The sequence below is a fragment of the Microcoleus sp. genome (genome assembly GCF_049646505.1).
In the GTDB taxonomy this organism is placed as follows: Bacteria; Cyanobacteriota; Cyanobacteriia; order Cyanobacteriales; family Microcoleaceae; genus Microcoleus.
In genome coordinates, this window is record NZ_JBARVX010000113.1 from 1 (window position 1) to 17,570 (window position 17,570).

A 17,570-nucleotide genomic window follows, 5' to 3' on the forward strand; every position below is an offset into this window, starting at 1 on the left:
GATGGCGATGTGGTTTTGCTGGAAAATGTCCGCTTCTATCCCGAAGAAGAAGCAAATGACCCGGAATTTGCCAAGAAGTTAGCTTCTGTGGCCGATTTGTATGTCAATGATGCTTTTGGTACGGCTCACCGGGCTCACGCTTCTACTGAGGGCGTTACTAAGTATCTGAGTCCTTCTGTGGCTGGGTTTTTGATGGAGAAGGAGTTGCAGTATCTCGGTAGTGCGATCGACAATCCTCAGCGTCCCTTAGCTGCTATTATCGGTGGTTCCAAGGTTTCCAGCAAGATTGGAGTCATTGAAAAACTGCTCGAAAAGTGCGACAAATTGCTGCTGGGAGGCGGCATGGTGTTCACGTTCTACAAGGCTCGCGGCTTGAGCGTTGGTAAGTCTTTGGTGGAAGATGACAAGCTGGAATTGGCGAAGTCTTTGGAAGCTAAGGCGAAGGAACGGGGAGTTACTTTTCTGTTACCTACTGATGTGATAGTGGCTGACAAGTTTGCTGCTGACGCTAACACTCAAACTGTCTCAGTTGAGAACATTCCCGACGGTTGGATGGGTTTGGACATCGGCCCGGATTCTGTGAAAACTTTCCAAGATGCTTTGGCCGATTGCAAAACGGTAATCTGGAACGGGCCGATGGGCGTGTTTGAGATGGAGAAGTTTGCTGCTGGAACTGAAGGAATTGCCCATTCTTTGGCGGGAATTACTAAAACCGGTACTACGACAATTATCGGCGGCGGTGACTCGGTGGCGGCTGTGGAACAGTTGAATTTAGGCGAACAAATGAGCCACATTTCCACTGGTGGCGGTGCTAGTTTGGAACTGCTAGAAGGTAAGGAATTGCCTGGTGTTGCGGCTTTGGATGAGGCTTGATTGAGTTAAGTAGGGCGGGCTTTGCCCGCCTTGCGGCGAATGCTGTTTTTTTTTACCGCAGAGAGCGCAGAGAGCGCAGAGAGGGAGAAAAGAGAGAAGGAAATGGGTTGAAGTTTTACTGTTTGCGAGTACGATCGATCTGAAGTGGCAGTGAGGTTTGTTTGTGAAACTTAAAATCTTGGCAAGTGTAACGGCAACTGTAGCAGTTTTAGCGCCGTTTTTGCTGGCAGCTCCCGTCAAAGCTCAAAATCCCGATTCTGTCCGGCAGTTGCTCGAAAGTAACGAGTGCCAGGGCTGCGATTTAAGAAATGCTGATTTGTTTAAGGCGAGTTTGTACAGAGCTAATTTAAGAGGTGCTGATTTAAGCGGTGCAAATCTCTACGAAGCTAATTTGGTAGAAGCAGATTTAAGTGGTGCTAATTTGGCGAATGCTAACTTGGTTAATGCGGAGATGTACGGTGCTGATTTGGACAGTGCTAATTTGCGAAATGCGGATTTGTCTAATGCTTTTTTGGCGCGGGCAAATCTGACGAGAGCTGATTTGCGCGGTGCTAAACTTTTTTATGCTAATTTGGGCGAATCTTATTTGCTGCAAGCTAATTTTTCCAATGCGGATTTGAGGCGTTCGCTGCTGTTTAGAGTGAATTTGTACAGAGCTAATTTAAGCGGAGCGGATATGTCTTATGCTGACGTGCGCGAGACTAATTTGCAGAATGCGATTCTGTCAAATACCAGGCTTTTTAGAGCTCTATTGACTGGGACAAATATCGATGCTGCTAGTAACGTGCGGCAGGCTGATTTGGAACGTGCCTACTTGCGGGGTACGAATTTGGGGCCGGGGGTTTGCGTAATAACTACTTTTCCTGATTGTGTTTTCAATCTGGAGTAAGATTGTGTCGGCTGGAACTACCCCGATAAGATTGGTTTGCAGTGAAGACTTTAGTCCTCATCCATGACTGGGACTAAGGTCCGAACGAGGGAACCTTTACAGATTGCGGGTAATTGATAGGAAATTATATGATTGACATTAGACCTCTTGCCTCAGTCCTTTTAATCAAATTTTAGGATGGGCTTCTAGCCCGTCCTAACTATTTTTGCAAGAAGTCTATTGGAGTGCGTCGGCGGCGATAATTTTCGCAGATACGAGAGTTTTTGACCGCCCCAAAAACGGGTACTTGCCGACGTTGCCGATATTATGTCCGGCCAATAGACTGCACTCCGAACCGTTTTTGTTACGGTAATTGACCGGACATGATAAAAGTGGTGAATTTCCAATTTTAGACTTTTGTTCCAGCTCCCAGATTCAATGCTGCAAGTCAATATAAAATCTTAAATTTCAAATCTCAAATCTCAAACTTACTGAGTGGCTGGCGCACCCTAAGTTGAGGTGAGTTTTGAGCTAATTTTGAGGTGGTTTGTATCCCCTTTGTAGGGCGAATCTCACAAGCTGGGCGCGATTTTCTAACTGTAGTTTGCTGAAGATGCTGCTTAAATGAGCTTGTACAGTCCGGGGGCTAATAAACAGTTGCTGGCTAATTTGTTTGTTAGTATAACCCTGAATAGCTTCCCAAAAAACTCTTTCCTCGGCTGGTGTTAAGGGCAAAGGTGGAGGGCCTGGCAATACTGCGGCTACTGTTGGCTGCGGCGCCCTGGCGGTAGCAGTTTGCAGCAGTCGGACAATCTCGGCGTTGATGCGGTGAGTGCGCTCTAACTGGGCCTTGACCTTAGCTAAGATTTCTTCAGACTGAAAAGGTTTTACCAGATAATCGTCAGCGCCGAATTTGTGACCTTTAACTTTCGAGTCAGTTTCGCCTTGACCGGACAAAAATATAAACGGCACGAACTGTCCCAAATGGCTAGTGCGTAAGTTGCGGCACAATTCAAACCCGTCCATTTCCGGCATCATCACATCAGAAATTATCAAATCTGGGCGGACATTTTCAAAAACGGAGAGCGCCTCAATTCCTGAGTTAGCGCATTCAACCCGGTATCCTTGGCTTTCCAGGTACATTGCTAAGACTTTTTGACAGTCTGCTTCGTCGTCCACCACTAATATTCTTTCCATGACAGCCTTGTACCAATTCAGTTGACAGTTATTGAAACTGCGGCTCCTAATGTAGGAACTTCAATGAGTTTACCTGCTGCAACTTGATAAAATATCGCGATTTTAAGACGCCAAAATTCCTCAGATAGTCCAATTACCAGCGCCGATCGCATAAAATGGGAACAAGTAGAGGAATATTGGGAAAAATCTCCTTTTTTTATTTGCCTATCCAAAAAGTTAGAATTTTTGAGGAGGCAGGGTCAACTTTTCCGCAGAAAATAGCAGCTAAAAGCCAGAATTTTGTTTTATTATACACAAATTCTGGTAACGATTAGACTATTCCTAGGATCGACATGGAAAGGTTTTTAGATTTTTCTGGTTCGGATACGGGTACAAAGGGGATAGGGCGAGCAGTTACTGCTGTTAGGGGCGGCGCGAACAAACGCCGGTCGGCAACTAGCATACTTTCAAATATCGGTGCGGGTTCGGGGCGGCTGAACAGATACCCTTGGATGATATCGCAGTTGTGCTTTTTCAAAAAGGCTAGTTCTGGTTCTGTTTCTACTCCTTCAGCAATTACTGTCATGTTCAAGCTGTGACCGAGTAAAATTACTGCTGTAGTAATGGCAGCATTTTGAGCGTCTGCGTTGGCATTGCGGACGAAAATTCGATCGATCTTTAAACTGTCAAAAGCAAATAGCTTGAGATATCCTAGAGTGGCATAACCGGTGCCGAAGTCGTCAATCGCAATCCGAACTCCTAGAGCTTTAAGTTCGTTTAGAGTAGCGCCTGCGACTGTGGCATTTTCCACCAAAGCGCTTTCGGTCATTTCTAATTCTAAATTAGCAGGTTCTAAGCCTGTGGTTTCCAATATTTGCACGATTCGCGCCTTGAGTTCGGGGTCTGACAACTGCCGGGCCGACAAATTTACTGATATCCTAAAGGGCGAAAACCCCGCAGCCAGCCAACTGGCGGCTTGAGCGCAAGCTGAAAGCAGTACCCACTCGCCAATTTGAATAATTAAACCTGTTTCTTCTGCTAAGGGAATAAATTCGGCGGGAGAAATTATACCTCGATCGGGATTTTGCCAGCGCACCAAAGCTTCGGCGCCGATAACTTGTCCGGTAGCAATATCCACCTGCGGCTGATAGTATACCTGAAACTCACCTTGTGCCAAAGCGCGGCGCAGCAGAGCTTCCAGAGCCAACTTTTCAGGAGAGAGAATAGAAACGTTGCTAGATTCGTTAACTAAATCTTTGAGTCTGGCTTCTGCTTGGTGAAGCGCGAATGTCAGCGGCTGAGTAATTGTTTGCCGTTTCGAGACGCGAGAAGAAATGGCTCCGAGCAATTCTGCCTTAGTAAAGGGCTTTGTCAGGTAATCGTCGGCTCCCAATTCCATCCCCCGACGAAAATCGGTTTTGCAACTTTGAGCCGTGAGGAAAATAAAGGGAATTGTTGCAGCCAGGGAGTTTTGTCGCAGCGTTCGCAACACGTCATAACCGTCGATTTCCGGCATCTGCACGTCGCACAAAATTAAATCGGGGATCTCTGAAAGTGCCATCTGCACGCCAAAGCGACCGTTTTCGGCCACAATCACCCGGTAGCTGTGAGATTCCAGGAGTTGCACAAGGGTTTCCCGGATTAATTCGTCGTCCTCAATAACCAGAATTTTAAGCATGATAGTTTAGATTACAGATGGCACTATATATCAGAACCTGACTAACTCTAGCATACTTAAACTAACGAGTTACTGGTTAGGCCAATTAGCCAATAAATGATTAGCCATTTGGCTGATAATTTTTCGTCGGTTCTTAAATCACTGTCAAAGCATTGGAATGACTGTTGGCGGTACGACTGTTGGCTGTTGACTGTTGACTGTTGACTCGATTTTACAATTGGGATGCTACCGGAAACGATATGATTGCAGGATTGAAGGTTTGATGAATGAGAGGTTTACTGGCAGCATTGAATTTGGAAACTCGAACAAAATTCTCAATTTTTGGAAGGATTTGCGACAGCTTGGGGGCGGCTTTTATGGTTTTTGGGGCTGGTTTCTATGCAGGTGAGGGCAATTACTTCTATGATGTCCGGTGTATTCCCGGTAACAAAAATTTTTCGCTTTTTCCGAAGGCAATTCCTCAGATTGTGAAGAGTTGCATTTGGAAGTAGCGAACCAATTTAATTGTTGTTTTGACGGACAGCACGGGCGACACTGGCTTAATTGACAGGCTGAGTGGAATTAGCGCAAAATTTGCGATCGACAATTGCAGAATTGATGCTGACAGCCTGCATTGATGATGAGGGAAGTATCTGGTTTTGGGGGACTACAACTGTCTTTTTACAAACAAGTTCGCTGCTACCGACAGAGGCAAAGTTCCAAGCATAAAATTGGGGATTGCTGACTGTCGCACTGGCGGGATGTAAACCAAATGCTGTGAGTAATACTAATCCAAAAGTTACTAAAGCTACGATCGCAAATTTCAACATATTGTTTTTTTGAATCGGAAAATTTACTCGATCGGGATTACTTTATTATTACCCGATCGCACTCTCAGCGTCAATAGCCATGATTCGATTTGAGATTGGGGCATTGAAGACTTGAGATTTACTCGGACAGATAAATCTGGGAGCAAGAACTTCGACTTACAATTTGGGGCTGTTGGGGACTGCTGTCAGGGCGAGATCGGTTTTTGGGCTGGGGTTATTTTGCTGCCAGATTCAACTCGTAGGCGATCGGCTCCGATGACTGAGAAACTACCACGAATTCATAAAAACCAGTATCGTCGAGCAATCCAGACCAACTCAGCTCCTGTGCATCTTGCAGCAAAGCTCGAGCTTTGCTTGTCTTCCCTGGTGAATAAATTGACAGCAGAGTAGACCTTCGCGGAGCTTGCAAATTCACGCGCAAAGTTTGATTTTGAGCTAACCGGGCAATATAGGCTTTCCCTTCTCCGGGTTTGAGATTGCCGGTGAGGGTTTTGCTGGCAGCTTGGCTGTCAAATTCGACGGTTTCGACAGTTGCTCCTGCTTGCAAAGATGCGAGGGTGTCGGCGGTAATTGCTTGCCAAATTTGTCCGATCGGCAAACCGATCAGATTGCGATCGCGCGGCTGTCGCGGAAACCAATAAAAGAACTTCGCATCAGCCAAATCGTAGAGGGCGCGACTGCTCAAAAAAAGCTTGTTAACCTCTATTTTGGTGCGATCGATATCGGCGGTGGTGTAACTCCCCAACCTGGCTCTAGCGTCGCTGCTGAGGTTTTGGAGCTTGTCGAGCAACTCGTCGCCGATTTTCTGCCATCTTTCGCGCCACAGGCGATCGCCCTCACCTTCTTTTAGCAGCCGCCCGCCCAATTCCGGGTATTTGGCGTAGAAAGTCTCGTCTACAAGGCTGACGTAACCGTTATAAAATCGATCGTCAATTCCGAGCCTTGAAAAGCGATCGCGCAAAGCATCTTCTTGCTGCTGCTTCGGGCCCGGAGTTTGGGGAATTTTCTGCACTTTTGATTGCAGGTTTAACAGATAATTGCCAGCAAACCAGCCAACTCCCCCCATACCAACAAGCACCGCTACCACAAACAAAACCATTTGCCAAGCAGGCGTTTTTTGCTGATTTTTATTCGCAGCTCGTACCGGAGTTCCCGGTAGTTGCGGCGGGGCGGGTAGGGGTACGGTTAGGGGCGAGTGTTGCGGCTGCAAAGGCGGATTGCCCGACAGAGCGAGCATTACCTCGCGAGCCGAAGAGTAACGCTGGCTCGGCTGCTGAGCGAGCATTTTATCCAGAACCAGGGACAAATTGGGAGATAGAGAACATTCTGCCCGCCAGTTCCAATTGAGCGTCTGGCTGTCGAGCAACTGGTGCGGTTCCTTCGCCGTCAGCAACACCAAAACTGTCGCCGCCAGAGCGTACAAATCGCTGTGGGGATTGACGAGGCCCATTTGCATTTGTTCGACGGGAGCATAGCCGAGCTTGCCGATGCGAGTTGCGGGGGCGGGAGTACCGTTAGCTTCGGCAAACAGAGATTCTACGGTGGCTGCGACTTGTTTTACTCCGCCGAAGTCAATCAACACCGGCATTCCGTCAGACAAGCGCAGAATCAGGTTGTCTGGGGAGATGTCGCGGTGAATTACTCCCAGAGAGTGTATGTATTCGAGCACTGGCAAAATCTGGAGCAGCAGTTGATTGATTTCTGCTTCTATGAACCGCAAACCCTGACGCTTGCGGGCATCCAGCAAAAAGCGGTAGGTTTGGCCGGGTACGTAGTCTTGGACGAGAAATAGGTAGCCTCGATCGCTCATACTGACTCGAAACAGTTCGCGGAAGCGCGGGATTTGATTGTGTTGCAGCTTGTAGAGGACTCCGGCTTCTCGCTCGAAGAGTTCCTCGGATTTTTGTAAGGCGTAACTTCCGTGCACTTGGGGCGCAAATTCTTTTAAAACGCAGGGTTCGTTAAATCGGTGGGCATCTTCAGCTAGGTAGGTGCGCCCGAAGCCTCCGTGTCCCAATTCGCGGACGATGCGGTAGTGGTTGTTGAGAGTTATGCCTTGGTAGATGGGATTGTTCATTTGAACTTGCTGCGTCGGATTTGTACGCTTGAGTGAAACTGGGAGTTTTGCCCGATCGCGCTAATTAATCTTGACATAGTATGTCAGTGTTGATGAGTCGATCGCCTGCTCATACCATTTTTCTAAAAATGTGCTATGGATGAACTCCGAAGCCCCCCCTTAATAAGGGGGGGTTGGGGGGGTAATATCTAACGCTACTTTATGAAATTGGGCTCAGTCATCTCCTGCGGTTATTGTCAGACAAGCAATTGCCTTGTATACACTTTTATGAACTATTTTTGCGTTTTCAAATACATTTTGCCATCAACCGTGTTTTTGCGAGGAACCGATCGCTAAATTGTATCGGGATCGATATTTAATTCTCGCAGTTTCGCGGCCAGGCGATCGGCTCGTTGAGCTTCTTGTCCGGCTCGTTGAGCCTCCTTTTCTGCGACCTCTTCTGAAGTAGGAACAAGCTCTCCTCCAGCAGTAAAAAAACGCAATTTTCCCCCAGAAATTCCCAAACTCAAATCTAGCTGCTGACTCCGCAGATGCCCGAATTCGTTAGGTGCGATCGCTTCATATTCCCCGTCAAGTAAATGAAACCCAGCTAACTCTAAAGTTTCTGGATCGAACCAAAAGTAATCGTGAGTGCGAAAAGTATCTTGATAGAGTTGTTTTTTAAAGTTTTTGTCTGTATTCGCTGTTTTGGGCGACAGGATTTCAACGATAATATTCGGGTACTTTCCCTCTTCATCCCAAACAACCCAGCTTTTCCGAGTTTTTCGTTCACTTCCGAGTACCACAAAAAAGTCGGAGCTTCGGAAGTCTTTCGATTTGAGTTGCTTGGAACAGTAATAAATGGTGAGGTTTCCCGCAGCATAGAAATCATTTCTATCTCGCCACAGCCATTCTAGACAGTTGAGCAGTAGGATTATTTGTCTCAGATGAAGTTCTGTTTCTACGGAATGTTCATCACTATCTAAATCGCCGGGAGGAAAGATAAAGTTTTCCGGTATCTCTTGTTCTAGTATCTCTTGGGTAGTAGCTAATTCTGCGGTTGCGGACATGGCTGCTGGGTGAGGAGTAAGAGGCTGTGTGTCTATTTTAGCAAGCTTTTGATATCTCTGCCGAGAACTAGACCTCTTGCAAAAGTCAAATTCACCCCCCGCAAGTCCCCCCTCCCGCGGGGAGAAACAAGAATCATCTTGCTCCCTCCCCGCGGGAGGGGAGGGTTGGGGTGGGGTCAGGGCGAACGCATCTAAATTTAATATTAACAGAATGTGGTATATTGGATCAGAATTATTGAGTATCCACAAAAGATTTAATTAGAGTTTACCATTATGAAACTCAAACCTAAAATCACCATTGCCGACCATTTTTCCGACTTAGAAGACCCAAGAATTGAGCGGACGAAACATCATCAATTAATTGACATTATCACGATTTCAATTTGTGCAGTGATTTGCGGTGCTGATACATGGGTGGATATCGAAAGTTATGGGCGAGCTAAACACGAATGGTTAAAGAAAATTTTAGAACTGCCGAATGGTATACCGAGCCATGACACAATTGCGAGAGTATTTTCTCGCCTCAAACCTGAGCAATTTCAGAAATGTTTTTTGAGTTGGATTCAATCTATTAGCTGCTTCAATCCAGGAGAAGTAATCGCAATTGATGGCAAAACCCTTCGCCATTCTTACGATCGGGGAGGAGACAAAAAAGCGATTCATATGGTCAGTGCTTGGGCGACCAGTCAAAGATTAGTTTTAGGACAGGTTAAGGTTGATAAAAAATCCAATGAAATCACAGCAATTCCGGCTTTACTCAAAGTATTAGAATTAAGTGGAAGCATTGTTACCATTGATGCAATGGGCTGTCAAAGGTCAATTGTGAAGTCAATTGTCGAACAAGAAGGAGATTACGTAATCACCTTAAAAAAGAACCAATTATCTCTGTATACCAGAGTAGAATCGTTGTTTAAACAAGCAATTAGACAAGAATTTTCTGGCTTTACACATACAGCTTATTCGACGAAAAAAGAGAGTAATCATGGTCGCTCAGAAATCCGACATCACTTAATGCTAAGTGACATTAAAGAGCTGATTGACCCCGACAATCAATGGGAGAATCTTCATAGTATAGGTCTGATAGAATCCGTGAGAATAGTCAAGGGAAAAACAACTATTGAAACTCGTTATTACATTAGTAGTTTACCAAATGATGCTCAAAAATTTGGTGAATCAGTCCGCAGCCATTGGGGAATTGAAAATTCTTTACATTGGGTATTAGATGTGGGTTTTCGTGAAGATGATTGTCGGATTAGAAAAGATAATGCTCCGCAAAACTTTGCCATCCTTAGACACATCTCACTCAATCTTTTGAGTCAAGAAAAAACCTCAAAAACTGGAACAAAGAATAAGCGACTTCGAGCCGGGTGGGATGATGACTATTTGACTAAGATTCTCGCTGTTGCAGTCAACTAAATTCTCACGAATAACTCATTAATAACTATTGTACAACTTGTAAACAGTGGTTGTAAAATTTTTTTCTCAAAATTAGCATTAAGTAAAAGCCAGCATTGATTAGTTCCTATTTTATCTAAAGATTCATTACAAAGCGTGTCTGTAGCTTCTAAGAATGGTGAATTTATCTCAAAATATACTCACCACTGATGAACAGTGTTCAATAAGATGCGTTCCCCCTGGGGGTGGGGTACTTTGGATTTTTGCAAGAGTTCTACTATTCTGAAATCCCGATCGCGCCTTTGGCATAAAAACGCGATCGAACACCGAACAATTAGTCTGGAAATATTAGCAATTACCCCTTTATTGCGCGTCCGCTTCTCTGAGAGCCGCTAGAATTTCCGGTCGTTTCATGCGCGCCCAGCCCCGTACTTTCCGGTCTTTGCCAAGAGCCTTTAACCGCCTCAGTGAAAGAGCGTCGTAGTCTTCCTCTTGGGGCGGAAACTGCAACTGCAACTGCAACTGCGGTAACTGAGGTTTCGGCTGCGCCTTCGACTGCTTCTGACGCTGCGCCTTCGGCTGCTTTTTACCCTGTATTTGCGGCGTTATTTCTGAGGGTGTTGCACCGTCGCAAATTTGGCTGCGGAGCGTGGCAATTTGATTTTTGAGGTCATTTTCTACGTCTTCGATCGCATCGGAAACAAACTGATTAATAATTTGGACTGTGCGCTCTAATTCTATTGAAATCAGTTTTTCTAGTTCATCCAACTGTATCAACGCACCTTCAAAATTCATCTCAGAAATCACCGCAGAACTTTGAGGATTGTCGCTACCGGAATGTTCAGTTTTTTTAGCCAATTTATCTACCTTTTTGTGAAATGTTTTTTCAACTCGTTCGAGCCGACGCTGAATTTGTTCTATTCTGTCACTCTCAAAATTAGGCTCAATTAAAGCTTTAACTTGCTTTTTTAGCAAATCTTCATTTTTTTTAACAGATTGCTCTATTTGTTTAACTAGACTCTCTACTTTTTTTTGAAATGATAGCTCAAATTGTTGCAGTACAGTCTCAATTTGTGCGGTTTTTTGAGTTGGTGGCGGCGCTAAACGTTCCATTTCTGCTTGGGCTGCAGCTACCTCCTCATCCGTCATTTCAAAAACCCAAGCCCACATTTGCTCGATGCCGAGTTCTTTGGCAACAATACACCAATCTGAGCCGCAGATTACTTCATATTCTTCTTCGTTGCTGTAAGCTTCTGTAGGACGTACAATTAAAGGAATTAAGTTGCTACCTTGCTCGATGAGACTTCTTCTGAGAGTTTCGCGGCGTTGGCGAGGGATTTCTCTCCCCTCAGTCTCTGGTACCGCAATTTGCGAAGTATAAATCTGACTGTGACTGACTGGCTTAATCCGCAAATATTCAACTATTCGGTTGTGATCTTGCGATCGGTCCATCTTGTTACAAGTCCCCTTTTGTCATTAAAATCAGGTGTTTGGGTAATTATGTATGTTGGCAGTTTACAGCTTGGGTTTTAAGCGCTAGGGGACTAACCCAAGAACTCTAATTGTAGGGTGCTAGACAAACACCTTACCCAGGCTGCGCGCTTGGGGGACATATCGCCTTGCTGCTGTACCTGTGCGGTGACAGCCCGATCGGCAAAATTGATGGCAATTCCTAAAAAAAAGCGACTGTGATGAGTTTAACTGCCTGCGGGACACCAACGATACACTGCTTTACTCATCTTTACTTTTTTTGGCTGTGGGGCGAGCTTCTTCTGCAAGCTTCGCTAACGGGCTGGCGTTGCGAGTGGCCGCAATTGCGATTTATACCAAAGCCAGCTTTCATATCCCGTTTATTCTTTAGTCTCAAGCCAGAGGCACAAAAGTTTGTGCATTGTGTAGGATGGGTTTCAACCGCCGAGTCAGATCGGGTTTTTCAACGTTTGTCGATCGGGCTTTTATCGCCCCAAAAATGCAATTGAGATGGCTGAAAGCTTATAAATATTTTTGCCAATTGTCAATAACCTTAATCATTGTTTTATCCCCTAACCCTTTAATACGCTGCACCACATTCTCAAAGGAAGTAAATGGCTCCAAATCTCGCTGTGTGATGATGTTTTCTCTGATTGTTTGAGATGCGATTCCAGCATTTTTTAAATTGATAGCCAATTTGAATTTATCTTGAGTGTTGAGCGCTTCCAACAGCGGAACAGGTTTGGGAATCCGGCTTTCAACATCTTTAACCCTCTCTATCAGCGCCTGTTTTTCCCGCGTATACTCGGCTTTTAATTCATTAATTCTGTTTTCCAATCGAGTTTCAATATTTGTCAGCCGCTGTTCAAAACTGGAGGAATGTTGGGGAACGTTACTTACACTTGGATTCTCAATGACTGCGGTTTTTCTGAGAATTTCCAGTTGTTCGAGGAGAAGCTCTTCATTTTCGTCTTCCAGGATGAACGCTCCGATTGTCTCGCCCTTGAGAGGTTCTATTTCCTTTGCTCTCGCCGCCGCGTAGAATTCAAAATCTCCGTCTACTATCTCGTAAGCATCCATACCGTTTCGGCGGACAATTATCGGATTAATCAATCCTCCTGAATCTAAAATTAGTCTCGCTAATTTCTCCAAATCAGGCTCAGCAAATTTGGAACGGGGCACTGCGGATGTTATTTTTTTAACTGCAACCAGTGACGGAGATAATTTTTTCATTAGTTTTTACCGATTTTTTCCAAAACTTCTACTGCTAGCATTTCAAATTCTTGGGAGGCGATGGAATCTGGCTTAAAGTCCAGCACTGAAATCGGATCGGCGATTTCCATATTTCCCACGATTTGAAATTGTTCTGCACACTTGGCTAAATCATCTCTTTCGTAAATTACGCTGTCCATGATTTCCAAGCCGTAGCGTTTGGGAATTGCCTCCCTCCGCTTGGGCAAACTGTACTGTACAAATTTAGAATTTGTGGAGATTTTGCAAGCAAGTACACCTAACACTTCTAAAGGTTTTTTACCAATTTGTTTTTTGAATCCATTAACTTTTTTAATAAAGTCCTTGACATTAACCAATCCTTGATTGGCAAAAGGTTTTAAATCAGAAGGAATAATTAAATAATCCGCTGCAATCAGGGCTACTCTCGCATAAAAATTCAAAGACGGCGGCGTATCAATCAGTACAATATCGTACTTTTCTTCTACCTCTGCTAGTTTTTGAATTAAAATCATGCGGCTGTAATCTAGTTGATTGAGTTCGGTTTCATATTGCATTAAATCGATGTGGGAAGGAACTACGTCGATTTCGGGATTGCAAAAATTAGACTTGCGTGCTACTTCGGCGATCGGGTAAAATTCTTCTGATTGTAAAACGTGAAGAATATTGCTGTCTTTCAAATCGTCTTGTTCTTCATCCTCAAATTTTACTAAACCTGTCGCAAATGTTGTATTCGCCTGACTGTCTAAGTCGATGACAAGGACTCTGTTACCTTGCTTGCTCAGGGCTGCGGCTAAATTGACTACTGTTGTAGTTTTGCCAACGCCGCCTTTATTGTGGTAAACTGCAATTATTTTCATAGTATTTTGGCTTGTTTGGGGAACGGTTACATCGGATTTAACTTGAAGATTAAGTGGATAATTTTCAGGTATTTTTTGGGGTTCTGAGATTTGACTTAACTTTGGTTCTGCGGTGGCGAGATTGTCCGGTTGTATTGGTACTTCGTTAATTAAATCAGGAATCAATAAATCAATATTACTATCTTCCTGTTCGAGATTTTCTGGATTGTTTAGATATTTTAAGCTTTCTCTGCCAATTAAAGCGATAATTTCATCAAGTCTAGTTTCTAGCTCTTCTCCGGCACACTGAAAAACTAGCTGAATATCATCGTTGACTTTTTCGTAAATTCTAATTTCTTTAGCGTTAGTTATGAGTCCGTAGCGAATGCTTAAACTTGTTAAGTAACGCTTGAGTCTCCTGACGTGACGGTCTAATTTTTCCTTGGGATGTTTGGCTTCGATGACTATACTCATCTGCGAGTCTGCATCGAGCATTAAGGGGATGTATTGGATGCGAAATGAGAGGAAGTCTAGGCGAATATTCCCAAAGGCGATTTCTTGATGCCAACTGTCGGGGGTATAGCCCAGTTTTGGCAACAGATAAGTGACAATGAGTTTGCTTTCTACTTCGCTTTCGTTGCGGCAGTTATTAGGATTAAAACTCAAGGGATTTTATAATTTGTTAGTTGTTAGTTGTTAGTTGTTGGTTGTTAATTGTTAGTTGTTAATTGGTAGGGGCGGTGCCCCCTGGCCCGCCCTTTTAGTTGTTAATTGTTAATTGTTAATTGTTAGTTGTTAATTGTTAATTGTTAGTTGTTGGTTGTTATTGGGAATTGGGAATTGGGAATTGAGAATTGGGAATTAGTAGCAAGTAACCAATAACCAATAACCAATAACCAATAACCAATAACTAATAACAACTAACAACTAATGACTGCTGACTACTTAGTTTTAGCGTTGAATTCCTCTAATGTCAGATAGCCGCCTGCGGGATTGTACAGGTGACAGTTGTCAGAAATTCGCTTCATTAAAGACCAAGAAAATTTGGTTTCGTAGAGATGAGGTTGCCAGTTTTCTTTTAGGCTGCTGTGGGCGAGGCGCAGGTTGTACCAGGGAATAGCAGTTGACAGGTGGTGCGGAACGTGGACGTTAATGTCGTGACACAAAAACTCTACCCAGCGGGGATAGTCGCAGTGGACTGTTCCCGATAGTTGGGCTTGGGCTTCGTTCCATTCTGCTGCTGGTTTAAATGAAATGTCTGGGGCTGTGTGGTGAACAATGGTAAAAGTGCTCATCCAGAAATGGTAAACCATCCAAGGCATCAACCAAAATTTGACGAATCCCCAAATGCCTGTTGTGGCAATTAATAGCGGAAATCCGATCGCAGCACCGATTAAAACTACCAAAACTGAAAACCGCACTTGTTCTTGTTTCTGTTGGCCTTTGAAGCGCCACCACATGAAGTGTACTTTTGCCCAGTGGGCGATCGAGCCAACCCACCACATCGGGCCGAAGATTAAACTGTAAGCTATTTGTAAAGCTTTGGGCGCGGCAGCGTAGTCGGCTGCTGTCATCGGCTGCCAAGCGTTGTCTTCGCCAATTTTGTTGGTGTGTTTGTGGTGGTAATTGTGTCCGTGCCGCCATGCGTGGAACGGGAAAATTAAGGGCAGAAATGCCAGATGTCCGACTAAATCGTTAACCCAGCGACGGTTAGCAAAGGAGCGGTGGCCGCAGTCGTGGCCGATCACAAAAAAACCGGTTAATCCGGTACCGGTGAAAATCCACATTAGGGGCAGTAAATACCAAGGTGATACTGCTATGCCAACATAACCGACAGCTACTAATAAAACGTTGACGATGACTTTTGTCCAAGCTTTGCGGGGGTTTTTGACAAAAACTTCCCGCGGCAGGGTTTTGAGAATATCTTTGAGGCGCAGGTTGGAAGTGTCACTTGCGGATGTCAAATTTAGTGGTTTTTCGATCGATGCTGTCATAAATTGATTTCGATTCTCCGTATGCCATGTGGATGGCTTGACAAAATGAGCGCCCTAAAAAAGCGCAATAAAACATCAGCCCGCTGCCAGTGTGCGGCAGACGAGTCGAGCTTCGGGCCAGCGCGTTTTAGCAAATGCTAGCTATCGCTATCCGCAGCGCCAGAATTTCTAGCACTTTCGGCAAAAAAAACTGCGGGTAGCAAAACCTTAGTTTTTATAACACAGGGGCAGCGCGATTGGCATCAGCGACTGTTCTCTGCTAATTGCTGTTGCTGCCAGAAATTGGGTCTGGGGCCGACAGTGCAGCGATCGATCGTTGCCGTGTGAGAGTTTGCACTTGCAGCAGCAAGGAGTCGATTTCTGCTTGCAGGTGCAGGAACTTAACTTGCTGATCGGCTTGGTAGGGGCACTTAGCCGAATCTAGTTTGCCGGCCAAGCTGGTCGAGCGGGTAGAAGGACTAGCCATTTCGGGATTGCTCGCGGTGACTTGAGGCCGAGAAAGAGTGGATGAATTATTTGACATTAGTAATTGAGTAGACATATCTACACATTCACACCATTAAGTTACTTTAACCTGAACCGATCGTATTAAACATCAAATTAACCGATCGAGCTAAAATTATTGTAAATTCATCGACCATTGCCTAAAACCATTGACATCGTGACCCTGATTTTACCTGTAACTGACTCCGCTGCTAACTCCGCTGCCCGCGCAGCCTCGCCGAAACGCAACTGCTGGCCTGGCTTGATCGAAGCTTATCGCCCCTACCTGCCGGTGACGGAAACCACGCCCGTAGTGACGCTCCAAGAGGGCAATACTCCCCTGATTCCGGCACCGGCGATCGCCTCCTTAATCGGTAGAGACGTGCGCGTCCTGGTCAAATACGACGGCCTCAACCCCACTGGTAGTTTCAAAGACAGGGGGATGACAATGGCGATTTCCAAGGCGAAGGAAGCCGGCGCGGAGGCTGTAATTTGTGCCAGTACCGGCAACACTTCGGCTGCGGCGGCGGCCTACGCCCGACGCGGGGGGATGCGGGCTTTTGTGTTGATTCCCGAAGGTTACGTGGCTTTGGGCAAGTTGGCCCAAGCTTTGCTTTACGGTGCGGAAGTGATTTCGATTGAGGGAAACTTCGATCGAGCCTTAGAAATTGTCCGCGAAATAGCCGCAAATTATCCCGTGACTTTAGTCAACTCCGTCAATCCTTACCGCTTAGAAGGGCAGAAAACCGGCGCTTTTGAAGTGGTGGACGCTTTGGGCGACGCGCCCGACTGGCTGTGCATTCCCGTGGGAAATGCGGGAAACATCACAGCATACTGGATGGGTTTTTGTCAATACCACCAAGCGAAAAAATGTTCTCGCCTGCCGCAGATGATGGGATTCCAAGCAGCCGGAGCCGCGCCGTTGGTAACGGGACAGCCGGTGGCGAACCCGGAAACTCTGGCGACGGCGATTCGGATCGGCAACCCGGCTAGCTGGAAACAGGCAGAAGCAGCTTCCGAAGCCAGCCGCGGCAGTTTTAGTGCTGTTACGGATGCCGAAATTCTGGATGCTTACCGCCTGCTAGCATCCCAGGAAGGGATTTTCTGCGAACCCGCAAGCGCCGCTTCTGTGGCCGGGTTGCTGAAGGTAAAAGACCAAGTTCCGACGGGGGCGACGGTGGTTTGCGTGTTGACTGGTAACGGTTTGAAAGACCCGGATACGGCAATTAATCACAGCAACAATCAGTTTAAACAGGGAATTGCTCCGACTTTGGATGCTGTAGCTGGCGCGATGGGATTTTAAGAAGTTAGTTGTCAGTTGGCAGTTGTCAGTTGTCAGTTGTGTTCTTTGTGTCCTCTGTAGTTCATTTAAACTAAGATATTGAGCCTGCGATCGAAAACCTGTAGGGGCGGGTTCAACAACAATATCTAACAAGTACCAACAATCTGAATCAACCCGCCCAACCTAAGATATTGAGCCTGCGAGCGAAAACCTGTAGGGGCGGGTTTCACCAACAATATCTAACAAGTACCAACAATCTGAATCAACCCGCCCAACCTAACAGTAAATCGCAATCTACCTCTTTTTAAATTCACATCTTGCAACATTTCCAGAAACAGGCTTTCTGA

Annotated in this window: 14 protein-coding genes; 4 read left to right on the forward strand and 10 right to left on the reverse strand. The window is 45.5% G+C overall.

The annotated features are described in order from the left end of the window. Positions 1–873 (forward strand): phosphoglycerate kinase (locus WBA89_RS06640; RefSeq protein WP_424404937.1); only part of this gene is annotated, 873 nt, incomplete at its 5' end. 163 nt (positions 874–1,036) lie between these two features. Then, on the forward strand, positions 1,037–1,762 hold the full coding sequence (locus WBA89_RS06645) for a pentapeptide repeat-containing protein (protein WP_424404939.1): 726 nt from the start codon (positions 1,037–1,039) through the stop codon (positions 1,760–1,762). Positions 1,763–2,272: 510 nt separating this feature from the next. On the opposite strand, the gene WBA89_RS06650 is transcribed toward WBA89_RS06645, so the two are convergent. From WBA89_RS06650 to WBA89_RS06670, 5 genes are all read right to left on the reverse strand, one after another. Further along, positions 2,273–2,938, reverse strand: coding sequence for a response regulator (locus WBA89_RS06650; RefSeq protein ID WP_424404941.1), 666 nt, complete (start codon positions 2,936–2,938; stop codon positions 2,273–2,275). Between the two features lie 310 nt (positions 2,939–3,248). Then, positions 3,249–4,595, reverse strand: a complete 1,347-nt coding sequence (locus WBA89_RS06655) for an EAL domain-containing response regulator (protein WP_424404943.1) — start codon at positions 4,593–4,595, stop codon at positions 3,249–3,251. Between the two features lie 539 nt (positions 4,596–5,134). Continuing rightward, complete coding sequence (locus WBA89_RS06660; protein WP_424404945.1) at positions 5,135–5,404, reverse strand: hypothetical protein; 270 nt, start codon at positions 5,402–5,404, stop codon at positions 5,135–5,137. A gap of 214 nt (positions 5,405–5,618) precedes the next feature. Next, positions 5,619–7,481 carry a protein kinase domain-containing protein gene (locus WBA89_RS06665; RefSeq protein ID WP_424404947.1) on the reverse strand — a complete coding sequence of 621 codons (1,863 nt, stop codon included), beginning with the start codon at positions 7,479–7,481 and terminating at the stop codon, positions 5,619–5,621. Between the two features lie 332 nt (positions 7,482–7,813). After that, positions 7,814–8,530 carry a Uma2 family endonuclease gene (locus tag WBA89_RS06670; protein ID WP_424404949.1) on the reverse strand — a complete coding sequence of 239 codons (717 nt, stop codon included), beginning with the start codon at positions 8,528–8,530 and terminating at the stop codon, positions 7,814–7,816. Positions 8,531–8,803: 273 nt separating this feature from the next. Here WBA89_RS06670 and WBA89_RS06675 point away from each other — a divergent pair, with 273 nt between their 5' ends. After that, the gene (locus tag WBA89_RS06675) at positions 8,804–9,946 is read left to right on the forward strand and encodes an ISAs1 family transposase (RefSeq protein WP_424404951.1); all 1,143 of its coding nucleotides are present in this window, start codon (positions 8,804–8,806) and stop codon (positions 9,944–9,946) included. A gap of 342 nt (positions 9,947–10,288) precedes the next feature. Here WBA89_RS06675 and WBA89_RS06680 read toward each other — a convergent pair whose 3' ends face one another. The 5 genes from WBA89_RS06680 to WBA89_RS06700 form a co-directional block, all read right to left on the reverse strand. After that, positions 10,289–11,377 carry a Rho termination factor (modular protein) gene (locus tag WBA89_RS06680; protein ID WP_424404953.1) on the reverse strand — a complete coding sequence of 363 codons (1,089 nt, stop codon included), beginning with the start codon at positions 11,375–11,377 and terminating at the stop codon, positions 10,289–10,291. 540 nt (positions 11,378–11,917) lie between these two features. After that, positions 11,918–12,628 (reverse strand): ParB N-terminal domain-containing protein, encoded by a 711-nt coding sequence (locus tag WBA89_RS06685; protein ID WP_424404955.1) that lies wholly within the window; start codon positions 12,626–12,628, stop codon positions 11,918–11,920. Beyond that, on the reverse strand, positions 12,628–14,130 hold the full coding sequence (locus tag WBA89_RS06690; protein ID WP_424404957.1) for an AAA family ATPase: 1,503 nt from the start codon (positions 14,128–14,130) through the stop codon (positions 12,628–12,630). The genes WBA89_RS06685 and WBA89_RS06690 overlap by 1 nt, the downstream gene beginning before the upstream one ends. Positions 14,131–14,405: 275 nt before the next feature. Further along, positions 14,406–15,458 (reverse strand): fatty acid desaturase, encoded by a 1,053-nt coding sequence (locus tag WBA89_RS06695; protein WP_424404959.1) that lies wholly within the window; start codon positions 15,456–15,458, stop codon positions 14,406–14,408. Between the two features lie 259 nt (positions 15,459–15,717). Next, entirely contained in the window at positions 15,718–15,981 is a 264-nt protein-coding gene (locus WBA89_RS06700) for a hypothetical protein (RefSeq protein ID WP_424404961.1), read from the reverse strand. 138 nt (positions 15,982–16,119) lie between these two features. On the opposite strand from WBA89_RS06700, the gene thrC reads away from it, so the two are divergent. Then, entirely contained in the window at positions 16,120–17,244 is a 1,125-nt protein-coding gene (gene thrC, locus WBA89_RS06705) for a threonine synthase (protein WP_424404979.1), read from the forward strand. Positions 17,245–17,570: the final 326 nt, after the last annotated feature.